Genomic DNA, 23051 nt, shown 5'->3' on the forward strand with positions numbered 1-23051 from the left:
GTTAGTCTCCCAGGTGCGCCAACAAAGAATCCAGCCGCTGCTTAAGTTCCGCGACTTCTGTTTCCAGGGCTTCAACGCGCGCCTGCAGATCGCCAGACGCAACCGGGAGTTCATCTGCCGCAGCGATGGGCTCATCAACATCACCGCAAAACAGGTGCATATAGCGACTTTCACGTTTACCCGGCTCGCGCGCCAGACGGATCACATAAGGACCATCTTCACGGGTCGCCAGTTTTTCCAGCGTCGACTCCACTTCAGCCATATCGCTGAATTCGTACATTCGCGATGCACGGCTTCGCAGTTCGCCCGGCGTTTGCGCGCCACGCAGCAACAGCGTGGTAACCAGCGCCACCTCGCCCGCACTGAGTTTCAGATTGCCAAATTCAGAGTTGCAGAAACGCTGCTCATATTTCGTGACGCGATTTCCAAAGCCGCTCACCGTACGCAGAAAATGCCGCTTCACCAGGTTATCAAGCTGATCCTGCACTTCCGATTCCGATAGATTCATCACCGGTTCACGATTCGTTTTTTGATTGCAGGCGGTGACGACGCCATTGACAGAAAGCGGATATTGTTCCGGCGTGGTGACCTGTTTCTCTAACAAACAGCCAATCACGCGTGCTTCGGTGGCGGTTAATTCGTATTTCATCGTTTTCTCCATTACTCAGGCTAACCTGAAACTTAGCGGCCAGGGGTCCATTCTGATGTGGTCAACGCCGTCAGCACGTGATCGCGCCACTGCCCGTCAATCAGCAGGTAATCTTTGGCATACCCTTCTTTTTCAAAACCCAGCCGCGCCAGCAAGTCACCACTACGTTTATTGTGTGGCATATAGTTCGCCATAATGCGGTGAATATGCTGCGTGCGCTGCATATAACGAATGGCCGAGGTTAAGGCTTCGTACATCAGCCCCTGCCCCTGCCACTTTTGCGCAATGGAATAGCCGAGATAACAGGCGTGGAAAGATCCCCGCACTACGTTCGAGAAATTCGCGACGCCGATAATCTCTTTTTCTTCCGGATCGAGCAGCGCAAAATAATACGCGGTGCCTTGTTTATGAAACTCAGAGATCATACTCAGACGCGCCTGCCAGCCGGAGGGATAACAGTGGCTTTCATCGCGAATAGGTTCCCAGGGTTTTAAGAAATGACGATTTTCTGCGTAATAATCTGCCAGACGCCAGGCATCACGCTCGTGCACCAAACGCACGACCAGGCGGTCCGTGGTTAAGCGCACTTTTGGCACGTTACTGCGATAGCCAAACATTCTATACCTACTCCTTCCCGTAACGTCTTCAATACGCTATTCGCGATACTATACCTGTGCAAATATGCCCTTTGAAAAGAGCAAATTGCCATTTTTTGAATTATTCACACATTTTGATGAAAACTCTCTATCAAGACGGACTTTTGATAAAAAAATATTGTCCCGCCAAGGGTGGGAAAAGCGATGACGACACCGCAGAATAGGAGGTGCTTATCTTTTAAACTCTAACCAGAGTGACGAGTTTTTCCCGGGAGGGGAAATGTCGCAAGTCTCGCAGGCAAGGAACCTGGGTAAATACTTCCTTCTCATCGATAATATGCTGGTCGTGCTGGGTTTCTTCGTCGTTTTCCCGCTGATCTCAATTCGCTTCGTCGACCAAATGGGCTGGGCTGCCGTTATGGTCGGGATCGCGTTAGGATTGCGTCAATTTATTCAGCAGGGTCTGGGTATTTTTGGCGGCGCTATTGCTGACCGTTTCGGCGCAAAACCAATGATCGTCACCGGTATGCTGATGCGCGCCGCCGGGTTCGCCACCATGGGTATTGCCCACGAGCCGTGGCTGCTATGGTTTTCCTGTTTTCTCTCCGGATTGGGCGGCACGCTGTTCGACCCTCCCCGCTCGGCGCTGGTGGTCAAACTGATCCGCCCGGAAAAGCGCGGGCGTTTTTTCTCTATCCTGATGATGCAGGATAGCGCAGGCGCCGTGGTTGGCGCATTACTTGGCAGTTGGCTGCTACAGTACGATTTTCGCCTGGTCTGCGCGACAGGAGCCATTTTGTTTGTTCTGTGCGCGGCGTTTAACGCCTGGCTACTCCCGGCATGGAAATTGTCGACGGTGAAAATTCCGGTGCGCGAAGGGATGGGCCACGTGATGCATGACAAACGTTTTGTCACCTATGTTCTGACGCTGGCGGGTTATTACATGCTGGCGGTACAGGTGATGTTAATGCTGCCAATCATGGTGAACGACATCGCTGGCTCGCCTGCCGCGGTGAAATGGATGTATGCCATCGAAGCATGCCTCTCGTTAACGCTGCTCTACCCGATTGCCCGCTGGAGTGAAAAACGTTTTCGCCTTGAACATCGCCTGATGGCCGGTCTGCTGGTAATGTCTCTCAGCATGATGCCCATCGGTCTGGTCGGCAATCTACAGCAGCTATTCACGCTGATCTGCACCTTCTATATTGGCTCGATCATCGCCGAACCGGCGCGTGAGACCCTGAGCGCCTCGCTGGCCAATGCACGGGCTCGAGGAAGTTACATGGGCTTCAGCCGACTGGGCCTCGCCATCGGCGGCGCAATTGGTTATGTCGGCGGCGGCTGGCTGTTTGATATGGGCAAAGCCCTGGCGCAGCCTGAATTGCCATGGATGATGCTCGGTATTATCGGCTTCATCACCTTCCTGGCTTTGGGCTGGCAATTCAGCCACAAACGCCCAACGCGCGGCATGCTGGAACCCGACGCCTGATAGCTAATCCGACGCTCGGGCACTTTTCAGTTTTTTCTGCTGGTGCCCGGGGCGCTGGTACTCGATGATGCTTTGTGTCACGATTACGCCACAAGCATCATGTTGAGGAACCCCATGAAAAAGCTTTTTTTTGCCGCTGCACTGATTGTCGGCGGCCTGTTGGTTGGTTGTAATCAACTTACGCAATACACGGTTAGCGAGCAAGAGATTAATCAGGCGCTGGCGAAGCATAATAACTTTTCAAAAGATATCGGTTTGCCCGGCGTTGCTGAAGCACACATCGTACTGAGCAATCTGGCCAGTCAGATAGGGCGTGAAGAGCCTAATAAAGTGACTCTGACGGGTGATGCCAACCTGGACATGAATTCCCTGTTTGGCAGTCAGAAAGCCACCATGAAGCTGAAGCTCAAAGCCTTACCGGTCTTCAATAAAGAGAAAGGCGCGATTTATTTGCAAGAGATGGAAGTCGTGGACGCGACCGTGACACCAGAAAAAATGCAGTCGGTACTGCAAACGCTGATGCCGTATTTAAACCAATCGCTGCGTAATTACTTTAACCAACAACCTGCCTACATTCTGCAGGATGACAGCAGCCAGGGTGAAGCGCTGGCGAAAAAACTGGCGAAAGGTATAGAAGTGAAACCGGGCGAAATCATTATCCCCTTCACCGACTAATAAACCAGAGGGCGCTGATGCGCCCTTTTTTTTCGTGCAAACGAAAACGTTTCCGCTTATCCTTTGTTTCCGGCAAAAAAGACAATCCTCAGCCGGAGCATATTGATGACTGCACCATCCCAGGTTTTAAAGATCCGCCGCCCAGACGACTGGCATCTTCACTTTCGCGATGGCGACATGTTAAAAACTGTCGTGCCCTATACCAGTGAAATTTACGGCCGCGCCATTGTCATGCCGAACCTGGCACCGCCCGTCACCACAGTAGATGCAGCTATCGCTTATCGCCAACGCATTCTTGACGCGGTACCTGCCGGACACGACTTCACACCTTTAATGACCTGCTACTTAACGGATACGCTGGATCCCAATGAGCTGGAGCGTGGTTTCAACGAAGGCGTGTTCACCGCCGCGAAACTCTACCCGGCTAATGCCACCACCAACTCAACGCATGGCGTAACCTCTATTGACGCCATCATGCCGGTGCTGGAACGGATGGAAAAATTGGGTATGCCGCTGTTGGTGCATGGTGAAGTGACGCATGCGGATATTGATATTTTCGATCGCGAAGCACGCTTTATTGAGACAGTGATGGAACCGCTGCGTCAGCGTTTGACTGCGCTGAAAGTGGTGTTTGAACATATCACCACTAAAGATGCTGCCGAATATGTGCGCGACGGTAACGAGCTTCTCGCCGCCACTATTACGCCACAGCATTTAATGTTTAACCGCAACCACATGCTGGTCGGCGGCATTCGCCCGCACCTGTATTGTCTGCCAATCCTTAAACGTAACGTCCACCAACAGGCGCTGCGTGAACTGGTCGCCAGCGGATTTAGCCGTGCATTCCTTGGTACCGACTCAGCGCCACATGCGCGTCATCGCAAAGAATCCAGTTGCGGCTGTGCCGGGTGTTTTAACGCCCCGACCGCGCTGGGCAGCTATGCCACCGTATTTGAAGAGATGAATGCGCTGAGCCATTTTGAAGCCTTCTGCTCACTCAATGGCCCGCAATTCTATGGTCTGCCGGTGAATGAGACTTTTATTGAGCTTGAACGCGTGGAGCACCATGTCCCGGAGAGCATTGCGCTGGCAGATGACACACTGGTGCCTTTCCTGGGTGGCGAAACGGTACACTGGTCAGTAAAAAGCTAAAAAAAGTGTAGCCAACTGATTTGAATAACTGTATAAATAAACAGTATATTCAACAGGGGGCTATTATGCGTATTGAAGTCACTATTGCCAAAACTTCACCTTTGCCTGCCGGTGCGATTGACGCACTGGCAGGTGAACTCTCCCGTCGTATTCATCATCATTTTCCGGATAACGAAGGTAACGTTACTGTCCGTTATGCCGGGGCTAACAATCTGTCGGTAATTGGCGCGACCAAAGAGGATAAAGAACGCATCAGCGAGATCCTGCAGGAGACCTGGGAAAGCGCGGATGACTGGTTTATCAACGAATAAATAATGATATGCAGTGATGTTTGTTTGCCGGGTCGCCCCGGCTTTTTTATACGCACAGTTTTTAAAACAAATGCAGATTCAACCTTGCCGGCATTTAATTTAATATTAATTTCCTGGTCATCTTTTAACCAGAACAACAAAATAATTGTGCAACTTGCTAAAAAAAAATGAATGACATGTTGTTTTATTAGTCAGATAACGCTGAAAACCAAAAATTTATGCGCAGCCCTCTTTAAATTTTCAATGAATACCCTTATTTATTGATATACTGAAGTTGCTTCAGAAAAAAAATGCATTGAACCTCGAAAACCGTTGTCTAGTAACACGAATTAGGGGGCATGATGGAAAAGAATAATGAAGTCATTCAGACTCATCCGCTTGTAGGATGGGACATCAGCACCGTTGATAGCTACGATGCGCTGATGCTGCGTTTGCACTACCAGACCCCGAATCGACCGGACCCGGATGGGACTGAAGTTGGACAAACGCTCTGGTTAACCACTGATGTTGCCAGGCAATTTATTTCGATATTAGAAGCAGGAATCGCCAAAATTGAATCCGGCGATTACCAGGTAAATGAGTATCAGCGCCATTAAATCTGATACATCCAACCATCAAAAGGCACCTTAACGGTGCCTTTCTTATTTCCAGGTTGAATATTCCGGGTCAGTTATTTACCCTGCTACTATCGCGATTGCAGAGAGAAGCGGATGAAATACGACTTAATCATTATTGGCAGCGGTTCCGTGGGTGCCGCAGCCGGATACTATGCCACTCGCGCCGGTCTGAACGTTCTGATGATCGATGCACATATGCCACCGCATCAACAGGGTAGCCACCACGGCGACACACGATTAATTCGTCATGCATATGGCGAAGGTGAAAAATACGTTCCGCTAGTGCTGCGCGCGCAGACATTGTGGGATGAACTTTCGACCCAAAATGAAGAACCGATTTTTGTTCGCTCCGGTGTGATCAACCTAGGTCCGGCTGATTCAACCTTCTTAGCTACCGCAGCGCAAAGCGCGAAACAGTGGCAACTCAACGTCGAACATCTTGATGCCGCCGCCATCATGGCTCGCTGGCCCGAGATTCGCGTACCTGAAAATTATATTGGTCTGTTTGAAGCTGAGTCAGGCTTTTTGCGTAGTGAGTTAGCGATTAAAACCTGGATCCGCCTGGCTGAAGAAGCGGGCTGCGCACAGCTGTTTAAATGCCCGGTCACGGCTATTCATCATAGTGATGATGGCGTCACGGTAGAAACCGCCGACGGTGACTACCACGCCAAAAAAGCCCTGGTCAGTGCCGGGACATGGGTGCAGGCATTAGTACCGGAACTGCCGATACAGCCAGTGCGCAAAGTGTTCGCATGGTATCAGGCCGATGGGCGCTACAGCGTTAAAAATAACTTCCCGGCCTTTACCGGCGAATTACCAAATGGCGATCAGTTCTACGGTTTTCCGGCAGAAAACGATGAACTAAAAATTGGTAAGCACAACGGCGGACAGGCAATTCACGCTGCCGAAGAGCGCAAGCCGTTTGCTGCGGTGGCCAGCGATGGCTCCGAAGCCTTCCCATTCCTGCGTACAGTTCTGCCAGGCATTGGCTGTTGTCTGCACGGTGCATCCTGCACTTACGATAATTCGCCGGATGAAGACTTTATCATTGATACGCTACCTGAGCATGACAATACCCTGATCATCACCGGTCTGAGCGGGCATGGTTTTAAGTTTGCCTCCGTACTGGGGGAAATCGCAGCAGATTTTGCGCAGGACAAAGCGCCAGCCTTTGACCTGACGCCATTCAGGTTGAGTCGCTTTAAGTAATAATGCATTAATGGCCTCATGGTGAGGCCATTTTTAATGACAGGAATAACATTGATGCGGCGCATCTTTCATTATCTGGTAAATAATATTCGTGAGCATCTTATGCTTTACATTATTTTATGGTCGCTGCTGGCAATTATGGATGTGATATATATTATGTTTTTCTGATCGTATCTCGCTGACATTAATTGACAAAAACTGATAATTACTTAATTTTCATTGCAATAAACTGAAAAAGAAAAACCCCATTCGCACCGTGTAATAAAGCCATCCCCTCGCACATTCTCTCTAATCATTTGATGATTATGTTCATACTCAATCAATTTAATTGATTTAAAAATAAATATCATCACCATTGTTATTTATTAGTTGCATTAATGTCTTTTACACGCCATTTTTATTCACTCCTGAAATATTCCGCGGTGTTCTTATGCAATACACTAATAGTCCACAGCGCTATGGCGTGGTGTCAGTCGCGTTACATTGGCTGGTTGCGATTGCTGTATATGGCATGTTTGCGTTGGGTTTATGGATGGTCACGCTCAGCTATTACGATGGCTGGTATCACCAGGCCCCTGAACTGCATAAAAGCATCGGAATCCTGCTCATGATGGGGCTGGTCATCCGCGTTGTCTGGCGGTTGTTCTCCCCTCCTCCTGCTGCGCTGACAAGCTATTCCCGCTTAACCCGCATCGCAGCGGCAATGGGCCACCTTACACTGTACGCCCTGCTCTTTTCGATTGTTATCAGCGGTTATCTGATCTCGACCGCAGATGGCAAAGCGATAAGCGTATTTGGTTGGTTCGATATTCCCGCCACTCTTGCCAACGCGGGCGCTCAGGCCGATCTTGCCGGCAGCTTGCACCTGTGGCTTGCATGGAGCGTGGTGGTTTTATCGCTTCTTCATGGGCTTATGGCCCTGAAACATCACTTTATCGATCACGACGATACCCTGAAGCGCATGTTGGGAAAATCGTCATCTGACTATGGAGCTTAAAATGAAAAAAAACCTGCTGGGATTGACACTCGCCTCTCTGTTATTCACGGCCGGCTCAGCCATGGCGGCAGATTACAAAATTGACAAAGAGGGACAGCATGCCTTTGTTAATTTCCGTATTCAGCACCTGGGTTACAGCTGGTTGTATGGCACGTTTAAAGATTTCGACGGTACATTCACCTTTGATGAAAAAAATCCTGCTGCCGATAAGGTCAACGTCACCATCAACACCAACAGTGTTGACACCAATCACGCCGAACGTGACAAACACCTGCGCAGCGCAGAGTTCCTTAACGTGGCCAAATTCCCGCAGGCGACCTTTAGCTCCACCAGCGTGAAGAAAGAGGGGAACGACCTCGATATCACCGGTAATCTGACCCTGAACGGCGTCACCAAACCGGTTACACTGGATGCGAAACTGATCGGTCAGGGTGGCGATCCATGGGGTGGCACGCGCGCCGGTTTTGAAGCGCAAGGCAAAATTAAGCTGAAGGACTTCAACATCACCACCGATCTCGGCCCTGCTTCGCAGGAAGTCGATTTAATCATCTCAGTGGAAGGTGTGCAGCAGAAGTAACGTATGAGTGTTGCCGGATGAGGTGACAGCCATCATCCGGCAAAATTTTATTGCGCGGGATCCGGAATACCCAGTTTGGTATTCAGACGACCGCGGGATTTATTAAAGATTTTGTTGCCATTTTCACGCCCGGCGCGACGACGTCGTTGCTCTTCTTCTGGCAACTCACTCTCTTCGCAGCACAGCTCACTGCAGCAGCCTTTATACTGCTGCGCGCAAGCCGGGCACTGAATAAACAGCAGATGGCAGCCATCATTTTTACAATTAGTGTGGCTGTCGCATGCGGTTCCGCACTGATGACAATGCGCGATAACATCTTCAGAGATCCTTTCGCCCATACGCTCATCAAAAACGAAATTTTTGCCGATGAAACGTACCGGAAGCCCCTGTTCACGCGCCTTGCGGGCATATTCAATAATACCCCCCTCAATGTGCCAGACTTTGCTAAATCCGTTGTGCTTCATCCAGGCGCTGGCCTTCTCACAGCGGATCCCGCCCGTGCAGTACATAACGATCTTTTTATCTTTATGCTCCTGCATCATTTCAACCGCTTTCGGCAACTGGTCACGGAACGTGTCTGCCGGGATCTCCAGCGCATTCTCGAAGTGCCCCACTTCATATTCATAGTGGTTGCGCATATCAATGAATACCGCGTCAGGGTCGTCCAACATGGCGTTCACTTCAGCCGCCTTCAGGTAGTCACCCACGTCGCTGGCGTTAAAGTCAGGATCATCAATCCCATCCGCCACAATGCGTTCGCGAACTTTCATGCGTAGCACCCAGAATGATTTTCCGTCATCGTCCAGGGCGATATTAAGGCGTAATCCATCCAGGGCAGGATCGAACGCATACAGCTGTTGGCGGAATGCATCCACGTTGCTTTGCGGCACGCTAATTTGCGCGTTAATGCCTTCATGGGCAAGATATACACGCCCGAACACATTCAACGCAGTGAACAGTTGGTACAGCGCATCACGCGTATGTTGCGGGTCATCGATGGTGAAATATTTATAAAACGAGATCGTCGTGCGCGGCTCAGTCTCGGCCAGCATTTTGGCTTTGAGCGCGTCGTTCGAAATGCGGTTGTGTAACACTGGCATGGTGTACGTATCCTGCAAATTGGGAGTAAATGAAAATCGGCGGCATCATAAAGCAAATATCGCCAATTTACATCCACACATTTTACGCTACATTTCATACTTCACGATAAAAACACAACAACAATTGCCGATTTAATCACCGTTCTCCCGTCACAAATTTTTGATACGCGCGAAAAAATGCGACAATACAGGGAATTGGTCGTTTGAAGACAGGATAGACATGACGAATTTACCCAAGTTTTCGGCTGCACTACTGCATCCACGTTATTGGTTAACCTGGCTGGGTATTGGCATCCTTTGGTTAATCGTGCAGTTACCCTACCCGGTACTTTATAAGTTGGGCTGTGCATTAGGTCGTCTGGCGTTACGTTTGATGAAACGCCGGGCAAAAATCGTTTCACGTAATCTGGAGCTGTGCTTCCCGCAGATGAGTGAGCAGGAACGCCAGCAGATGGTCGTCAGGAACTTCGAGTCCGTCGGCATGGGCGTGATGGAAACCGGGATGGCCTGGTTTTGGTCCGATAAGCGCATTTCACGCTGGACAGAAGTGATTGGTATGGAACATATCCGTGACGTTCAGGCGCAAAAGCGGGGGATCCTGTTAGTCGGCCTACACTTTCTGACCCTGGAACTGGGTGCGCGTCAGTTTGGTTTGCAGGAGCCAGGTATCGGTGTGTATCGTCCTAATGACAACCCACTGCTCGACTGGTTACAGACCTGGGGCCGCATGCGCTCTAATAAATCAATGCTTGATCGTAAAGACCTGAAAGGAATGATTAAAGCGTTGAAAAAAGGCGAAGTGGTCTGGTACGCACCGGATCATGACTACGGCCCTCGCGCCAGCGTGTTTGTACCGCTGTTTGCCGTTGAACAGGCCGCTACGACCTCCGGGACCTGGATGCTTTCACGCATGTCGAATGCCTGCCTGGTGCCATTTGTTCCTCGCCGTAAGCCCGACGGTAAAGGGTATCAACTGATTATGCTACCGCCAGAGTGTTCACCGCCGTTAGACGACGCGGAAACCACGGCTGCATGGATGAATAAGATCGTTGAACAATGCATCATGATGGCCCCAGAACAGTATATGTGGCTGCATCGTCGCTTCAAGACTCGTCCTGAAGGCGCCCCTTCCCTGTACTAACACGCGGTTGCAGTCCAGTGGGCTGCAACCCCTCCTTACTCGCTTTAGGTTTAACTGCTATCCGCATTGCAGCAACTATCAACCGGGCGCATAATTAGTCTGCTTACTTATATTCAATCGATAGCGCATACAGCGCCTCACACTGCGGATCGTTATGTCACCCTCAGATGCCCCCATAAACTGGAAACGCAACCTCACCGTTGCCTGGTTGGGTTGTTTTTTAACCGGCGCAGCATTTAGCCTGGTCATGCCCTTTTTGCCCTTGTACGTTGAGAGTCTCGGCGTCACGGGCCATAGCGCCCTGAACATGTGGTCAGGTCTGGTGTTCAGCATCACCTTTTTGTTTTCAGCTATCGCCTCCCCTTTCTGGGGTGGCCTTGCCGACCGCAAAGGGCGAAAAATCATGCTGCTGCGTTCCGCGTTGGGTATGGCTATTGTGATGCTGCTGATGGGGCTGGCGCAAAATATCTGGCAGTTCCTGGTTTTGCGCGCGCTGTTGGGTCTGCTCGGCGGTTTCATTCCCAACGCCAATGCGTTGATCGCCACCCAGGTTCCACGCAATAAAAGCGGCTGGGCGCTGGGAACGCTCTCTACCGGCGGCGTCAGTGGCGCACTGCTCGGGCCGCTGGCAGGTGGACTACTCGCTGACCAGTATGGATTGCGTCCCGTATTCTTCATTACCGCCAGCGTACTGCTGGTCTGTTTTATCCTGACGCTATTTTTTATCCGCGAGCGTTTTCAGCCGGTAAGCAAGAAAGAGATGCTGCACATACGTGAAGTCGTGGCCTCGTTAAAAAATCCCAAATTGGTGCTGAGCCTGTTTGTCACCACCTTAATCATTCAGGTGGCGACCGGTTCCATTGCGCCAATCCTGACGTTATACGTGCGGGAATTAGCCGGAAACGTCAGTAATATCGCGTTCATTAGTGGGATGATTGCCTCCGTACCCGGCGTAGCGGCGTTAATCAGTGCCCCAAGGCTTGGCAAACTCGGTGACCGGATTGGCCCGGAGAAGATCCTGATCGTCGCACTGATTATTTCCGTGCTATTGCTGATTCCAATGTCATTTGTACATACGCCCTGGCAATTGGGCGTTCTGCGTTTTTTATTGGGTGCTGCCGATGGCGCTCTGCTCCCGGCGGTGCAAACGCTGCTGGTCTATAACTCAACCAATCAAGTTGCCGGGCGTATTTTCAGTTACAACCAGTCATTTCGCGACATCGGTAACGTAACGGGACCATTAATGGGGGCGGCAATATCCGCCAATTACGGCTTTCGCGCGGTTTTCTGCGTGACCGCGGGGGTTGTACTGTTTAACGCGATCTACTCGTGGAATAGCCTGCGCCGTCGCCGAAGCGTTGAGCTCGCTGGATGATTTGTCTATATTGCCTGAATCCGAAGAGTAAACTTTGCGTTTTCAGGCAGTATTCATTTTACTTTTAATGATAATAGTAACACACCTTATTCCTGCCAGAGTTTTTGGCGTCATACAACGCAGCATCGGCATAAGAAACAACTTTATCCGCCGAATCATCATCAGCTTTGCTACAATATACACCGATGCTGATCGTCATCTTTTCTTTTAAATCATAGGCATTGGGTATGGTCGTTCCATGCTCAACATTTCTTCTGATTCGTTCTGCAACGACAAGAACTTCATCTTTATCCTTGCACTTAAGAAGAATAGCAAACTCTTCACCGCCAATGCGTGCAAAGATATCCGAGTCTCTAATTGACTTGTTGATTATATCAACAATACTTATTATTACCCGATCCCCCTCCTGATGCCCATAGGTATCGTTAATTCGTTTAAATTTGTCGATATCCAGGACCATTACGCAAACCACGCCTTTCGCTAGCGATGTTTTTAACGATCTATAGAACAGCTTTCGGTTGTATATTTTGGTCATGGCATCTTTGATAGCCGAATCCGTTTCTTTTTTTAGAATAATAAAAGTGTTATACATTAATATCGATATTATACAAAGGGTACTGATCACCTCAATCCCTCTGCTGATATACCAAATATACATACTATATTCATCTAAGCTTAATAGCAGTACATTAGTTAATATTCCTGAGCAACACAGTAAGCCGATACTTTTCCATAAAATATTATGTGTTTTAGTTTTAATGACCAAATATAGCAGAACCATCCCCCAGGCAACAATCAGTGAATAAATGTAGCCAATATGCCAGTGTACGGTTACGTTGTCGGGTTTTAAGCTCGTAATCTCAAGGGTCATACCCGGATTATAACTGGCCAGGCTATGCGCCAGTACAGCGATAGCCAACATTATTAAAAACGCTACCGCTATATAGCATGGTTCTCTTTCTTTAGTTTCAATTACTGTCGAAGATGCTTTATAAGATTTCAAGGATACAAATAACAAGGCAATAAAACTAAGTTGGCGAAAATAATAGAATATAGCGATATCGTTAGTTCTTTTTTCTATCGAAGTGTGATCATTAATTAAATCCTGAACGATATAAATAGTTTCCACAAAGAAAATATTATTGCTAAGAAACGCCATGCCTAAGATCATAAGACACGTTAGATCTTTCCTGCATAAATACTGAAACAACATAAAAAGGAAAATAATTCCATATAAAAAGAACAAGCCTACTATGATAATCAAATATATTGTTTGCGGAACGCTCTGTATTGTTAATTTAAACTGCGTAAGACATAACCCACCAAGAATATAGCTGATTAAGCAAGTTATATAGAACGCCATCAACTTCCTGTTATTTGAATTACTGTTTTCCATAACATCCTTAGGAGTATTCTTGAGTTGGCATTTTATATAATAAAGCATAAGCATTTGCAATCTATATAGCCGTACAACTTCAGTGATATTTATTCATTTATTATTTAATGATTTTTTATCCATTTATAACACCCGGTATTAATCATCTATTATTAAGTATCTTTTTTTAAAACGCCTCACGCCATTAACAGATGTTGCACATGGCGGATACTTAGTCATTACTTTTACGCTTCTTGAGTTCAGTACCCCTCAATAATTACCTCTGTGATTTTTTCACATTAATAAATATTTTTTCCTTTATTTTAATAAGGTTAGACATCCTCTCATCAGAACAATGGGCATTGGCACAATCAAAAACTCGAATAAATACGTATTAAATCTGAAGATTCATTTATATAACAGTATCGTTTATTTATTTGATTTTCATTACGCCACAGCTAACCACACACATTACCTTTTTTTCTCAAATTCGCGGTCGTCCATTACGCCAACTTCAGTATCTCGCATTGTAAATTTTTCCATACCAATCGAAGACGTCATCATAAAACCTTGTCGTCGCTACCAACGGCTGGCATTCATTTGGGTTAGCTCTGCAGTCAATGGGTTTGACGCTCCGCGGATCGAGGTCTATAGATTGAATCATCACCATTTATTGTTCACCTTAGGAGAAGATTATGGCAAAGAATGACATGTATTTTTATGCCACGCTGGAAGAGGCTATTGATGCTGCTCGTGAAGTGTTTCTGGCAGATAACCCGGGGCTGGAGGCTGACGATGCCAGTGTTCAGCAGCTAAGCGTACAAAAATACGTGCTACAGGATGGCGACATTATGTGGCAAGCAGAATTCTTTGCCGATGAGGATGATGTCGATGGTGAATGTCTGCCAATGCTAAGCGGTGAAGCGGCGCAAAGCGTTTTTGATGGTGATTATGATGAGATTGAAATTCGTCAGGAGTGGCAGGAAGAAAACACGCTTCACGAATGGGACGAAGGTGAATTTCAGCTGGAGCCTCCCCTTGATACCGAAGAGGGTCAGACCGCAGCCGATGAATGGGATGAGCGATAATTACTCGTAAGGTCCATGGTGAATGTCGAGCGGTAACAGCAGCGTATCAAACACCAGCGAAAACGGCAGGTCGAGGATGGTGACGTAGCGCCATGCGGAATCCCGGACATCCCACTGTACGCCTGGATAGTATTGGTTGCCGTGCCCTTGTCCTGGGATGGTCCGGCTAATAATGCTGCCGCATCCGCTCAGGAACAAGACCATTATCGCCACTGCCACTATTCGCATCTGGTACCCCATGACTCTTTTTATTAAGTATAAAAAAATACCGGCACCAGGCCGGTATTTTCACATTACAGAACGCTTATTTTTTCCTGAGCGCTAACGGATTCAGGGTCAGACCCTGATAGTAATTCACCCACGAAGAATACTTATCAGGTGAATTCCAGACGCGATAATGTAAACGCGCCATGGTCACCGGATCGCTTAACAGCACAAGGCGACGATCGCGATTCAGTTTCTCCGGCGTTTCGTTCAGCGCCTGCTCCACATGACGGTCGCGTGCAATCTCAAGAACGTTACTGGCGCGGTGGCGCGCAGTCGCCATTGCCGTCGCCAGCGCGTTAAACGACGGGTTAAACACCGCATGCATAAAGCCGTCGTCCAGCGTACGATTACGGTTCATCACCAGGTAGTTATCTGTATCCACCAACACCTGTGGCGGAGAGTACTCTTCCGGGATCAGGAACAGCTTCCAACGTTTGGTTCGTAACCCAACCGTAGAACGACTGGAAATTACGGAAACAAACGGCGAGAGGATCAGCGAGAAGACAATCGGCGCCAGCCAGAACAGAAAACGCAGATCCAGCCAGGCCATACCCACAGCCCACACCAGCCCCAGCAGTAGCTGAGAACCGTGACGCATAAACGCTTCCCCCCACGGGGTTGAATCGTCATCACGCTGCGGCGAATTCCACACCACTTCCCAACCGAGGAATGCGCTCACCACGAAAACGGTATGGAACAGCATACGCACCGGCGCCAGCAGCACAGAGAACAGAACCTCCAGCAGCAGCGACAGCGTGACGCGAATAAATCCACCGTACTCTTTCGTCCCTTTACACCAGATAAGCAAAATGCTCAGCAGCTTCGGCAGGAACAGCAGCACCATGGTGGAGGCAAACAGCGCGATCGCCAGTTCAGGTCGCCATTGCGGCCATACCGGGAATAGCTGCCGCGGTTGCAGGAAATACTGCGGCTCCGTCAACGCATGGACTACCTGCAAGGCGGTAGACAGCGCGAGGAACATGAACCATAACGGCGCTGACAGATAGGACATAACGCCGGTCAGGAACACCGCGCGGTGAACCGGGTGCATCCCCTTGACCAGGAACAGACGGAAGTTCATCAGGTTACCGTGGCACCAGCGACGGTCACGCTTGAGTTCATCCAACAGGTTTGGCGGCAGCTCTTCATAAGAACCCGGCAGATCGTAAGCGATCCACACGCCCCAGCCGGCACGACGCATTAATGCCGCTTCCACGAAGTCATGGGAGAGGATCGAACCGGCAAATGAGCCTTCACCTGGTAACGGCGCCAGCGCACAGTGTTCAATAAACGGCTTCACGCGAATGATGGCGTTATGACCCCAGTAGTGCGATTCACCCAACTGCCAGAAGTGAAGCCCGGCGGTAAACAACGGGCCATAAACACGGGTCGCGAACTGCTGGCAACGCGCATACAGCGTATCCATACCGGAAGCCTTCGGCGAAGACTGGATAATCCCGGCGTTCGGATTTGCTTCCATCAGACGTACCAGACCGCTGAGACAGTCTCCGCTCATCACGGAGTCAGCGTCGAGCACTACCATATAGCTGTACTGATTCCCCCAACGGCGGCAGAAGTCATCGATGTTGCCGCTTTTGCGCTTCACACGACGACGACGACGACGGTAGAAAATCTGCCCTTCGCCCTGCACTTCAGCAATCAGTTCCATCCACGCTTTTTGTTCCGCTACGCAGATATCTGGGTTGTAGCTGTCGCTCAGGATGTAAACATCAAAATGCTCAGCGTTGCCCGTTGCTTTAACCGACTCCCACGTGGCGCGCAGCCCCGCGAATACGCGGTCAACGTCCTCGTTACAGATAGGCATAATCAGTGCGGTACGGTGTTCAGGATTCAGTGGTTCATCCCCTACCGTTGAGGCGGAGATACTGTACTTATCTCGCCCAATCAGCAGTTGCAGGAAGCCCATCAGCGCGGTCCAGAACCCCGCAGAGACCCAACAGAAAAGTACGGCAAACAAAATCAGAATGCCGGTCTGTAGCATGTAGGGCAGCAGTTGCATAAAGGACACCCACAGGTCCTGCCCCATCATGTCGACCGGATTTATGAATGCCCAACCCTGGTACGGAAGGATTGTCTTCATATACCAGGTTGCTACGACCGTTTGCGCCAGCGTTAAGATCAACAGCGTATAGCGGCGGATTGTGCCAACGGTACGCCATTTTTGCTCGCTCTCTTGTTCTTCTTTCGTCAAACGCGAAAGATAACGCGGAGTCACATCACGTCCACGCAGACGATCCCAAAAACGACCAACCGGGTTGGTACGCCAGGGATCGGGGAACATCGAAGTACGCGTTGCTTTTGGCATCGCCTGAAGCTGATCGCGTCCTTCATCGTCCTTAACCAACTGTTCTTTCGCCAGAGAATCTGGCCATGCTTGCTCAAGGCGAGCTTTCACTGAACCCTGCGGTGAATCATCTTCGCGCGAGTAAGTACGATGCTCGGCATCCAGCGCCTGATGAACGGCGCGGATGTCAGTTTTCGGCAGTGCCGCTTTTTCGATATCCGAAAGCGGCATTGCGTCAATATACTCAGTTGTCTTATTCATTGGCAGGTAACTGGTAGCTCCAGGTTTCACTCAACGTCTGATCGGCATTGACCAGAGCTGCTCGCATTTCAGTGGTTTTCTTCACGTCTTTCACCTTCACGCGCAGCATCAAACGCCAACCTTTAGTGACCGGGTTGTAACGCACGGTGTTTTCAACGATCTCGCCGTTGTCGCCAATGCTGGTTTGTGCGGTAACCGGGGTATCCTGCGGCAGCTTTTTCATGTCTGCGCCGGTAAAATCCACCACAAACGCGATAGTACCGTCTGGCTGACGAATCAGATTGGATTGTTTAACATCACCCGTAGAACGACGAGTCTGCTGTACCCAGGCATTTTCCGGCGCATGAAGCTTGTCTTCATCACGCGTGAACGTCAGGGAGTACTTGAAGTTCATCTCTTTGCCCGCTTCAGGCAGTTGATCCGGCGTCCAGTACGCGACGATATTATCGTTCGTTTCATCGTTAGTCGGAATTTCAACTAACTCAATCTTACCTTTGCCCCAGTCACCTTTTGGCGTGATCCAGGCGCTCGGACGCAGGTCGTAACGATCGTCAATATCTTCAAAACGCGAGAACTGACGACCACGCTGCAACAGACCGAAACCTTGCGGGTTTTCCATGGCAAAGCTGCTCACCGCGAGATGTTTCGGGTTGTTCAGCGGACGCCAAATCCACTCGCCGTTGCCAGCGTGAATAGACAAACCATTAGAGTCATGCAGTTCCGGACGATAGTTCGTTGCCGGAGATGGCTGGTTTGGGCCGAACAGGAACATACTGGTTAACGGCGCCACGCCCAGCTTGCCCACTTTGTCGCGCAGGTAAACTTTGGACTGAACATCAACAACCGTGTCGCGCCCCGGAATAATGACAAAGCGATACGCTCCGGTTGCGCGCGGAGAATCCAGCAAGGCGTAGATGGTTAAACGTTTGTCAGTCGGTTTCGGACGTTCGATCCAAAACTCACGGAAGCGGGGAAATTCTTCACCAGAAGGCAGAGCGGTATCGATCGCGAGACCGCGCGCAGAAAGACCGTAGACCTGGCCTGCGCCGAGAACACGGAAATAGCTGGCACCGAGCATGCTGACGATTTCATCGTTTTTATCTTTGCTGTTGATCGGATACAGCACCTTGAACCCGGCGAAACCGAGATCTTTTACCGTGTCTTTATCATGCTGAACATCGCCAAAATTAAAGTAATCCGGGCTATATTTGATTCTTTTCACCGCAGTGGCGGTAACTTCGTTGATTTTGACCGGCGTGTCGAAGTACATACCCTGGTGGTAGAATTCGAGCTTAAATGGGGTCTTGAGATTGCTCCAGTAGGCTTTATCGCGATTAAACTGGATCTGCTGATAATCCGCATATTTCATGTCGCGGAAAACGGAGGGCAAGTTACTTTTTGGCGCCTCATAGCCTTTACCGGCTAAGGATTGAGCTTGTTTTGCAACATCATCAATGCTGAACGCCCAGCTCGATGATGTGTACAGCGTTAACATGACTGCTGCACCCAACCAACGCATTTTCATCATTTGTAGTTTATGTTTCATAATTAGTAAGCACTTCCCCCTTTGTGTGCTTATATTGATCCGATCCATTTTAATGGATAATCGGGCATTCCGACAACTGAATCCCTGTATTGTTCGCGCGCTGGCTCATGCTTTAAGCAGCTTTGTCTGCTGTTTTCACTTTGCGTGCTTATCCTGGAGACAGGTTGTTGGACTTCGTGTAGGGTTGGCCTCGAATGTAACCATTATTCGTCTTAGGGATAAGACGAAAAGTCTGAGAATACGTAACTGTCTATGAGCTCTGTATCACCACCACGTGAATATTTTCTTGACTCCATCCGTGCCTGGCTAATGTTGTTAGGGATCCCCTTCCATATTTCTCTGATCTATTCCACCCATACCTGGCACGTGAACAGCGCAGAGCCATCGTGGTGGTTGACCCTTTTTAACGATTTTATCCATGCATTTCGCATGCAGGTCTTCTTTGTTATTTCGGGTTACTTTTCGTACATGTTATTTTTGCGCTATCCGCTAAAGCGGTGGTGGAAAGTACGTGTAGAACGCGTGGGAATCCCCATGCTGACGGCGATTCCATTGCTGACGCTGCCGCAATTTATCATGCTGCAATACGTGAAGGGCAAAGCAGACAGCTGGCATACTCTCAGCGGGTACGAAAAGTACAACACGCTGGCCTGGGAGCTTATTTCCCATCTGTGGTTTTTACTGGTTCTGGTGGTTTTAACGACCGTAAGCATGTGGGTATTTACCCAGATGAAAAATAAGACAATGCGTAGCGAAGGGGCTAACCCCTCTTCTGTGTCGATGAGCAAATTAACGCTGATTTTTATTTTATTGGGTATCGGTTATGCCGCCGTCAGGAGGGCGATTTTCATCCTCTACCCTTCAATTCTCAGCGATGGCATGTTTAATTTTATTGTTATGCAAACGCTGTTCTATGTGCCTTTCTTTATGCTCGGCGCACTGGCGTTTATCAATCCTACTCTGAAAGCGCTGTTTACCACGCCATCGCGCGGCTGCACGATAGGCGCAGCATTGGCGTTTGTCGCGTACCTGCTTAATCAACGTTATGGCAATGGCGATGCGTGGATGTATGAAACCGAATACGTCATCACCATGGTCATGGGGCTGTGGATGGTGAACGTCGTCTTTTCGCTTGGTCACCGTTTGTTGAATTTCCAGTCGGCTCGCGTGACCTATTTTGTCAACGCATCGCTGTTTATCTATTTAGTGCATCACCCTTTGACGCTGTTTTTTGGCGCGTATATCACACCGCATATCTCATCGAATCTGCTGGGCTTTTTCTGCGGCCTGCTGTTTGTGGTCGGGATTGCGGTGATACTGTACGAAATCCATTTACGCATACCGGTGCTGAAGTTTCTCTTCTCGGGTAAACCGCCCGTTAAGCAAGATAAAAATAAAGCTGTGGCCGGTTAATTTTTCTCTCATTACGTGGTTCAGAGCAGCCACTCAATGGGTAACACAGATGCAAGCTTCACCAGAACCCGCTTCCAGAATCCTGTGGCGGGTTCTTTTTTCAGTACCTGTTCGCTGCCGGAAGCGCGATCCACCCAATTAATTCTGCCCCAGCGGTCGAGGCGTAGTTGCCAGGCCATGTCACGCTGGCTCTGCATAAAACGTTTATGGATCACTTCAGCCAGCACTTCACTCTCAATCACAAACCCCATTTCCGTATTAAGCAGCGTTGAACGGGGATCAAAATTAAGCGAGCCGATAAATACTTTTCGGCCGTCAATACTGAAGGTTTTTGCATGCAGGCTGGAACCTGAATTACCGGTTAATCCGCGGTCGTGGACTACTGAAACGTGTTCGCGGGTAGGTTTAAGTTCGTATAATTCTACGCCGTAGCGCAGCAGTTTCTTTCGCCATCGCGCATAGCCCGCATGAACAATAGCCACATCATTCGCCGCCAGCGAATTGGTTAAAATAGCAATCTTGACGCCTTTCCTTACCATTCTCAAAAGCTGTGCCACCCCAGCGCGAGTTGGCACAAAGTAGGCGGAAATAATATCAATTCGCTCGCCAGGCGACCCCATCACATCAAACAAACGCTGTGGTAATAACGAATGGCGCGGCGCTTTCCCTTCACCTTTGGCAGGATCATCACTCAGCAAACGCGTTTTCGCCCAAATCAGCGGCAGCGACTGTTGATCAAGACTGGTCATAAACTGGCTGGTCTCCAGCTTGTGCAGATAGCGGCGAGTAATATCATCGTTATACCAGGATTCAGGCAGTTCGATACGCTGCAAGGAATCTGACGCCGACATCTCAAGTACGTTTTGTAACGTTGAAACAGAACGGCAGTGCCAGTAACGCTCAAAATCATCCGCAACATCTTTGACAACTGGCCCAATAGCCATGACGTCCAGATCGGAAAACAGCGGTTGCTCACCCGCCCCAAAATAGGCATCACCAATATTACGCCCGCCCACGATGGTCACCACACCGTCAGCGGTATAACTTTTATTGTGCATACGCCGATTAAGCCGGGCAAAATCGGTCAAATAGCCGAGGGCGCGCAGGATACGAAAGGAAAAGGGATTAAACAGACGAACTTGTATATTAGGATGGCTGTCCAGTAGCCGCAGCGTGTCATCAAGACCCGGCGTGTTGTTGTCATCCAACAGCAAGCGGACCTTCACGCCACGTTTCGCCGCCGCCAACAGGACAGAAAACAGCAATAGCCCGGACATATCGTTCTCCCAGATGTAGTACTGCACATCCAGTGTACGTTCCGCCATTTCTGTTAGCCGATAACGAGCAGCAAAGGCATCCAGGCTGTCACCCAACGTAAGAATGCCACATTCTCCAGGGTGGTTAGCGCAAAGTGGCGTGATAGCCCGCTCAAGTCGTGTCATATCAGTCCGTTATTGTCACCTTGCTGGGCAAGTAGTCTCTTGTAGAGTTGAGCGTTTTCTTCGTCAAAACAAACAAAGTATATTTGATCTGGAAGCGTACGACGGGTAATAAATTTCAACACCGTGTTTACCGCGATTTCTGCCGCTGCTGCGCGGGGATATCCGTAGGCTCCGGTACTGATTGCCGGAAATGCAATGGATTGATACCCATTGGCCAGGGCCAGTTGCAGCGTATTCAGATAGGCCTCTTCGAGACGTTCAGCCTCATGATGCTCTCCACCTTGCCAGACGGGTCCTACGGTATGAATAACCGCTTTTGCAGGAAGTGCCCCCGCCAGCGTGATAACGGCATGCCCGGTCGGGCATTGTCCCTGTTGCTGAATAACCTGTTTACACGCCTCCAACAATGCAGGTCCGGCAGCGCGGTGGATCGCGCCATCAACACCACCGCCTCCCAGTAGCGTTGAATTCGCCGCGTTGACAATCACATCAACTGCGATCGTCGTAATATCGCCGTGTAACACATGCACACGTGATTGCATAAATTCCCCCTGACAAAACACGATTCGTTAAGTGTACAGCAGGGTTTTCCTTGAAATCTCACTTTTTAACCACAAGTTTGCATGTCTAAGCCAGAATGGTTCATTTATATTCAATGTTCAGAATCGCCATGTTTTTCTGTTCATTGAGGTAATGCATTTTTACAGTGGCAATTTGCTGCACATTCTGAGGGGCTGTCGTGACCTGTTGATGATTGTAGAGGGTATTACGGGTAGAGCCATTACGTATACAAGACAATTCGATCTGTTGTTGTCGAGTGCTAACGTCGCAGGGCGCTTCAACTATTGCACCGCGAAAATGAATAACCCCGCCAGACGAGATTTGCTGTGCCACTGCGGGGAGAGTAAAAAAAGATAACGTACAAAAACTGGCGCTAAAAATACGTTTAAAAAATGTACACATAAGGGTTCCTCAATGATTAGTCATCCTTGAGGGATCTGAATGATCCTTCACCGCTGCGAGCTACGATCAAATAAAACGTTGTACGTTTCTATATTCATAGAACAGCACCGCATTCCCAGCCACACCCTTAATGCAAATACGGCAAAAATTATGGCTGACTGGTTGAGTCAGGCCATTGTTGTGACAGATGCAGAGACTGCCCATCCGAAACGGTAACGATAATTTTGACCGAATCCCCAGGTGAAATATTAAAGCTCAGTTTAGTTAGTTCAATCGGCCGATTAGCGGGGACCGAAAGGCTTGTTTTCTGCTGCGATTGGCTTTGTCCCCCCTCCCCCTTACGAACGGCAAGAACTTGTACCTCACATACGCAGGGTTGAGTTAACGTCACCTGTGGAATAATGGTGTACATATCGCCTTGCTGGGTCGTATTGAATGTTATTTGATTTGCCAGCGCGGCAATGAGTAATAACGTATGCATCATATTCTCCCGAAAAAAAACA

General features: G+C 49.2%; 22 protein-coding genes and 2 pseudogenes. 13 read left to right on the forward strand and 11 right to left on the reverse strand.

Features of this window, described 5'->3' with window-relative positions:
* Position 1: 1 nt before the first annotated feature.
* Both FDW96_RS10570 and rimJ read right to left on the reverse strand, forming a co-directional pair.
* Positions 2 to 649 carry a YceH family protein gene (locus FDW96_RS10570; protein ID WP_042309211.1) on the reverse strand — a complete coding sequence of 216 codons (648 nt, stop codon included), beginning with the start codon at positions 647 to 649 and terminating at the stop codon, positions 2 to 4.
* Between the two features lie 32 nt (positions 650 to 681).
* Positions 682 to 1266, reverse strand: a complete 585-nt coding sequence (gene rimJ / locus FDW96_RS10575) for a ribosomal protein S5-alanine N-acetyltransferase (RefSeq protein WP_006685101.1) — start codon at positions 1264 to 1266, stop codon at positions 682 to 684.
* A 259-nt stretch (positions 1267 to 1525) separates the two neighbouring features.
* Between rimJ and mdtH the strand changes: the two genes are divergently transcribed.
* The 9 genes from mdtH (at position 1526) to FDW96_RS10620 (ending at position 8272) form a co-directional block, all read left to right on the forward strand.
* Positions 1526 to 2734: a multidrug efflux MFS transporter MdtH gene (gene mdtH / locus FDW96_RS10580; protein WP_038639676.1), complete on the forward strand. Its 1209-nt coding sequence runs from the start codon at positions 1526 to 1528 to the stop codon at positions 2732 to 2734.
* A 114-nt stretch (positions 2735 to 2848) separates the two neighbouring features.
* On the forward strand, positions 2849 to 3409 hold the full coding sequence (locus tag FDW96_RS10585) for a lipoprotein (protein ID WP_079224678.1): 561 nt from the start codon (positions 2849 to 2851) through the stop codon (positions 3407 to 3409).
* A gap of 105 nt (positions 3410 to 3514) precedes the next feature.
* Positions 3515 to 4561 (forward strand): dihydroorotase, encoded by a 1047-nt coding sequence (gene pyrC, locus FDW96_RS10590; protein WP_042309218.1) that lies wholly within the window; start codon positions 3515 to 3517, stop codon positions 4559 to 4561.
* A 65-nt stretch (positions 4562 to 4626) separates the two neighbouring features.
* On the forward strand, positions 4627 to 4872 hold the full coding sequence (gene dinI / locus FDW96_RS10595) for a DNA damage-inducible protein I (RefSeq protein ID WP_006685106.1): 246 nt from the start codon (positions 4627 to 4629) through the stop codon (positions 4870 to 4872).
* A gap of 341 nt (positions 4873 to 5213) precedes the next feature.
* Positions 5214 to 5468 (forward strand): biofilm formation regulator BssS, encoded by a 255-nt coding sequence (gene bssS / locus FDW96_RS10600; protein WP_003036154.1) that lies wholly within the window; start codon positions 5214 to 5216, stop codon positions 5466 to 5468.
* 114 nt (positions 5469 to 5582) lie between these two features.
* A complete protein-coding gene (gene solA / locus FDW96_RS10605; protein ID WP_079224680.1) occupies positions 5583 to 6698 on the forward strand; it encodes an N-methyl-L-tryptophan oxidase in 1116 nt (371 codons plus the stop codon).
* 54 nt (positions 6699 to 6752) lie between these two features.
* Positions 6753 to 6866, forward strand: coding sequence for a YceO family protein (locus tag FDW96_RS10610; protein ID WP_003036148.1), 114 nt, complete (start codon positions 6753 to 6755; stop codon positions 6864 to 6866).
* A 262-nt stretch (positions 6867 to 7128) separates the two neighbouring features.
* Positions 7129 to 7695, forward strand: coding sequence for a cytochrome b (locus FDW96_RS10615; protein WP_061381779.1), 567 nt, complete (start codon positions 7129 to 7131; stop codon positions 7693 to 7695).
* A 1-nt stretch (position 7696) separates the two neighbouring features.
* Entirely contained in the window at positions 7697 to 8272 is a 576-nt protein-coding gene (locus FDW96_RS10620; protein WP_079224682.1) for a YceI family protein, read from the forward strand.
* A gap of 47 nt (positions 8273 to 8319) precedes the next feature.
* Here the strand turns inward: FDW96_RS10620 and FDW96_RS10625 are convergent, their stop codons facing one another.
* The gene (locus FDW96_RS10625) at positions 8320 to 9372 is read right to left on the reverse strand and encodes a rhodanese-related sulfurtransferase (RefSeq protein WP_079224684.1); all 1053 of its coding nucleotides are present in this window, start codon (positions 9370 to 9372) and stop codon (positions 8320 to 8322) included.
* A 220-nt stretch (positions 9373 to 9592) separates the two neighbouring features.
* Between FDW96_RS10625 and FDW96_RS10630 the strand changes: the two genes are divergently transcribed.
* Together FDW96_RS10630 and mdtG are read left to right on the forward strand one after the other, a co-directional pair.
* Complete coding sequence (locus FDW96_RS10630) at positions 9593 to 10513, forward strand: Kdo(2)-lipid IV(A) acyltransferase (protein WP_038639653.1); 921 nt, start codon at positions 9593 to 9595, stop codon at positions 10511 to 10513.
* A 154-nt stretch (positions 10514 to 10667) separates the two neighbouring features.
* On the forward strand, positions 10668 to 11888 hold the full coding sequence (gene mdtG, locus FDW96_RS10635; RefSeq protein WP_042309229.1) for a multidrug efflux MFS transporter MdtG: 1221 nt from the start codon (positions 10668 to 10670) through the stop codon (positions 11886 to 11888).
* 64 nt (positions 11889 to 11952) lie between these two features.
* On the opposite strand, the gene FDW96_RS10640 is transcribed toward mdtG, so the two are convergent.
* A complete protein-coding gene (locus FDW96_RS10640) occupies positions 11953 to 13284 on the reverse strand; it encodes a sensor domain-containing diguanylate cyclase (RefSeq protein ID WP_079226180.1) in 1332 nt (443 codons plus the stop codon).
* Between the two features lie 689 nt (positions 13285 to 13973).
* Here FDW96_RS10640 and FDW96_RS10645 point away from each other — a divergent pair.
* Positions 13974 to 14351 carry a MysB family protein gene (locus tag FDW96_RS10645; protein ID WP_038643106.1) on the forward strand — a complete coding sequence of 126 codons (378 nt, stop codon included), beginning with the start codon at positions 13974 to 13976 and terminating at the stop codon, positions 14349 to 14351.
* Here the strand turns inward: FDW96_RS10645 and FDW96_RS10650 are convergent, their stop codons facing one another.
* The 3 genes from FDW96_RS10650 to mdoG form a co-directional block, all read right to left on the reverse strand.
* Positions 14352 to 14579, reverse strand: a complete 228-nt coding sequence (locus FDW96_RS10650) for a YceK/YidQ family lipoprotein (RefSeq protein WP_038639644.1) — start codon at positions 14577 to 14579, stop codon at positions 14352 to 14354.
* 76 nt (positions 14580 to 14655) lie between these two features.
* On the reverse strand, positions 14656 to 17184 hold the full coding sequence (gene mdoH, locus FDW96_RS10655; RefSeq protein WP_042309231.1) for a glucans biosynthesis glucosyltransferase MdoH: 2529 nt from the start codon (positions 17182 to 17184) through the stop codon (positions 14656 to 14658).
* The gene (mdoG, locus tag FDW96_RS10660) at positions 17177 to 18712 is read right to left on the reverse strand and encodes a glucans biosynthesis protein MdoG (protein ID WP_087857802.1); all 1536 of its coding nucleotides are present in this window, start codon (positions 18710 to 18712) and stop codon (positions 17177 to 17179) included. Before mdoG ends, mdoH begins: the two co-directional genes overlap by 8 nt.
* 270 nt (positions 18713 to 18982) lie before the next feature.
* Here mdoG and mdoC point away from each other — a divergent pair, with 270 nt between their 5' ends.
* Positions 18983 to 20143, forward strand: coding sequence for a glucans biosynthesis protein MdoC (mdoC, locus tag FDW96_RS10665; protein ID WP_042309234.1), 1161 nt, complete (start codon positions 18983 to 18985; stop codon positions 20141 to 20143).
* A 20-nt stretch (positions 20144 to 20163) separates the two neighbouring features.
* Here mdoC and FDW96_RS10670 read toward each other — a convergent pair.
* The 4 genes and pseudogenes from FDW96_RS10670 to csgC form a co-directional block, all read right to left on the reverse strand.
* Positions 20164 to 21652, reverse strand: a pseudogene (locus tag FDW96_RS10670) (phospholipase D family protein).
* A pseudogene (ymdB, locus tag FDW96_RS10675) lies at positions 21600 to 22127 on the reverse strand (O-acetyl-ADP-ribose deacetylase); the annotation flags it as partial. The pseudogenes ymdB and FDW96_RS10670, both read right to left, overlap by 53 nt.
* Before the next feature lie 100 nt (positions 22128 to 22227).
* Complete coding sequence (locus tag FDW96_RS10680) at positions 22228 to 22548, reverse strand: type 1 fimbrial protein (protein WP_042309240.1); 321 nt, start codon at positions 22546 to 22548, stop codon at positions 22228 to 22230.
* Positions 22549 to 22696: 148 nt separating this feature from the next.
* Positions 22697 to 23029: a curli assembly chaperone CsgC gene (csgC, locus tag FDW96_RS10685; RefSeq protein WP_042309242.1), complete on the reverse strand. Its 333-nt coding sequence runs from the start codon at positions 23027 to 23029 to the stop codon at positions 22697 to 22699.
* Between the last annotated feature and the right edge of the window lie 22 nt (positions 23030 to 23051).

Source organism: Citrobacter sp. TBCS-15, from assembly GCF_005280815.1.
Taxonomy (GTDB): domain Bacteria; phylum Pseudomonadota; class Gammaproteobacteria; order Enterobacterales; family Enterobacteriaceae; genus Citrobacter; species Citrobacter werkmanii.

What these genes read in the sequence shown, in the direction of transcription:
- mdoH (WP_042309231.1), bottom strand. Translation starts at nt 17,184, where the DNA reads ATGAATAAGACAACTGAGTATATTGACGCAATGCCGCTTTCGGATATC.
- pyrC (WP_042309218.1), top strand. Translation starts at nt 3,515, where the DNA reads ATGACTGCACCATCCCAGGTTTTAAAGATCCGCCGCCCAGACGACTGG.
- FDW96_RS10585 (WP_079224678.1), top strand. Translation starts at nt 2,849, where the DNA reads ATGAAAAAGCTTTTTTTTGCCGCTGCACTGATTGTCGGCGGCCTGTTG.
- FDW96_RS10620 (WP_079224682.1), top strand. Translation starts at nt 7,697, where the DNA reads ATGAAAAAAAACCTGCTGGGATTGACACTCGCCTCTCTGTTATTCACG.
- mdoG (WP_087857802.1), bottom strand. Translation starts at nt 18,712, where the DNA reads ATGATGAAAATGCGTTGGTTGGGTGCAGCAGTCATGTTAACGCTGTAC.
- FDW96_RS10610 (WP_003036148.1), top strand. Translation starts at nt 6,753, where the DNA reads ATGCGGCGCATCTTTCATTATCTGGTAAATAATATTCGTGAGCATCTT.
- FDW96_RS10570 (WP_042309211.1), bottom strand. Translation starts at nt 649, where the DNA reads ATGAAATACGAATTAACCGCCACCGAAGCACGCGTGATTGGCTGTTTG.
- csgC (WP_042309242.1), bottom strand. Translation starts at nt 23,029, where the DNA reads ATGCATACGTTATTACTCATTGCCGCGCTGGCAAATCAAATAACATTC.
- FDW96_RS10625 (WP_079224684.1), bottom strand. Translation starts at nt 9,372, where the DNA reads ATGCCAGTGTTACACAACCGCATTTCGAACGACGCGCTCAAAGCCAAA.
- solA (WP_079224680.1), top strand. Translation starts at nt 5,583, where the DNA reads ATGAAATACGACTTAATCATTATTGGCAGCGGTTCCGTGGGTGCCGCA.
- mdoC (WP_042309234.1), top strand. Translation starts at nt 18,983, where the DNA reads ATGAGCTCTGTATCACCACCACGTGAATATTTTCTTGACTCCATCCGT.
- dinI (WP_006685106.1), top strand. Translation starts at nt 4,627, where the DNA reads ATGCGTATTGAAGTCACTATTGCCAAAACTTCACCTTTGCCTGCCGGT.
- bssS (WP_003036154.1), top strand. Translation starts at nt 5,214, where the DNA reads ATGGAAAAGAATAATGAAGTCATTCAGACTCATCCGCTTGTAGGATGG.
- FDW96_RS10645 (WP_038643106.1), top strand. Translation starts at nt 13,974, where the DNA reads ATGTATTTTTATGCCACGCTGGAAGAGGCTATTGATGCTGCTCGTGAA.
- FDW96_RS10650 (WP_038639644.1), bottom strand. Translation starts at nt 14,579, where the DNA reads ATGCGAATAGTGGCAGTGGCGATAATGGTCTTGTTCCTGAGCGGATGC.
- mdtG (WP_042309229.1), top strand. Translation starts at nt 10,668, where the DNA reads ATGTCACCCTCAGATGCCCCCATAAACTGGAAACGCAACCTCACCGTT.
- rimJ (WP_006685101.1), bottom strand. Translation starts at nt 1,266, where the DNA reads ATGTTTGGCTATCGCAGTAACGTGCCAAAAGTGCGCTTAACCACGGAC.
- mdtH (WP_038639676.1), top strand. Translation starts at nt 1,526, where the DNA reads ATGTCGCAAGTCTCGCAGGCAAGGAACCTGGGTAAATACTTCCTTCTC.
- FDW96_RS10615 (WP_061381779.1), top strand. Translation starts at nt 7,129, where the DNA reads ATGCAATACACTAATAGTCCACAGCGCTATGGCGTGGTGTCAGTCGCG.
- FDW96_RS10640 (WP_079226180.1), bottom strand. Translation starts at nt 13,284, where the DNA reads ATGGAAAACAGTAATTCAAATAACAGGAAGTTGATGGCGTTCTATATA.
- FDW96_RS10680 (WP_042309240.1), bottom strand. Translation starts at nt 22,548, where the DNA reads ATGTGTACATTTTTTAAACGTATTTTTAGCGCCAGTTTTTGTACGTTA.
- FDW96_RS10630 (WP_038639653.1), top strand. Translation starts at nt 9,593, where the DNA reads ATGACGAATTTACCCAAGTTTTCGGCTGCACTACTGCATCCACGTTAT.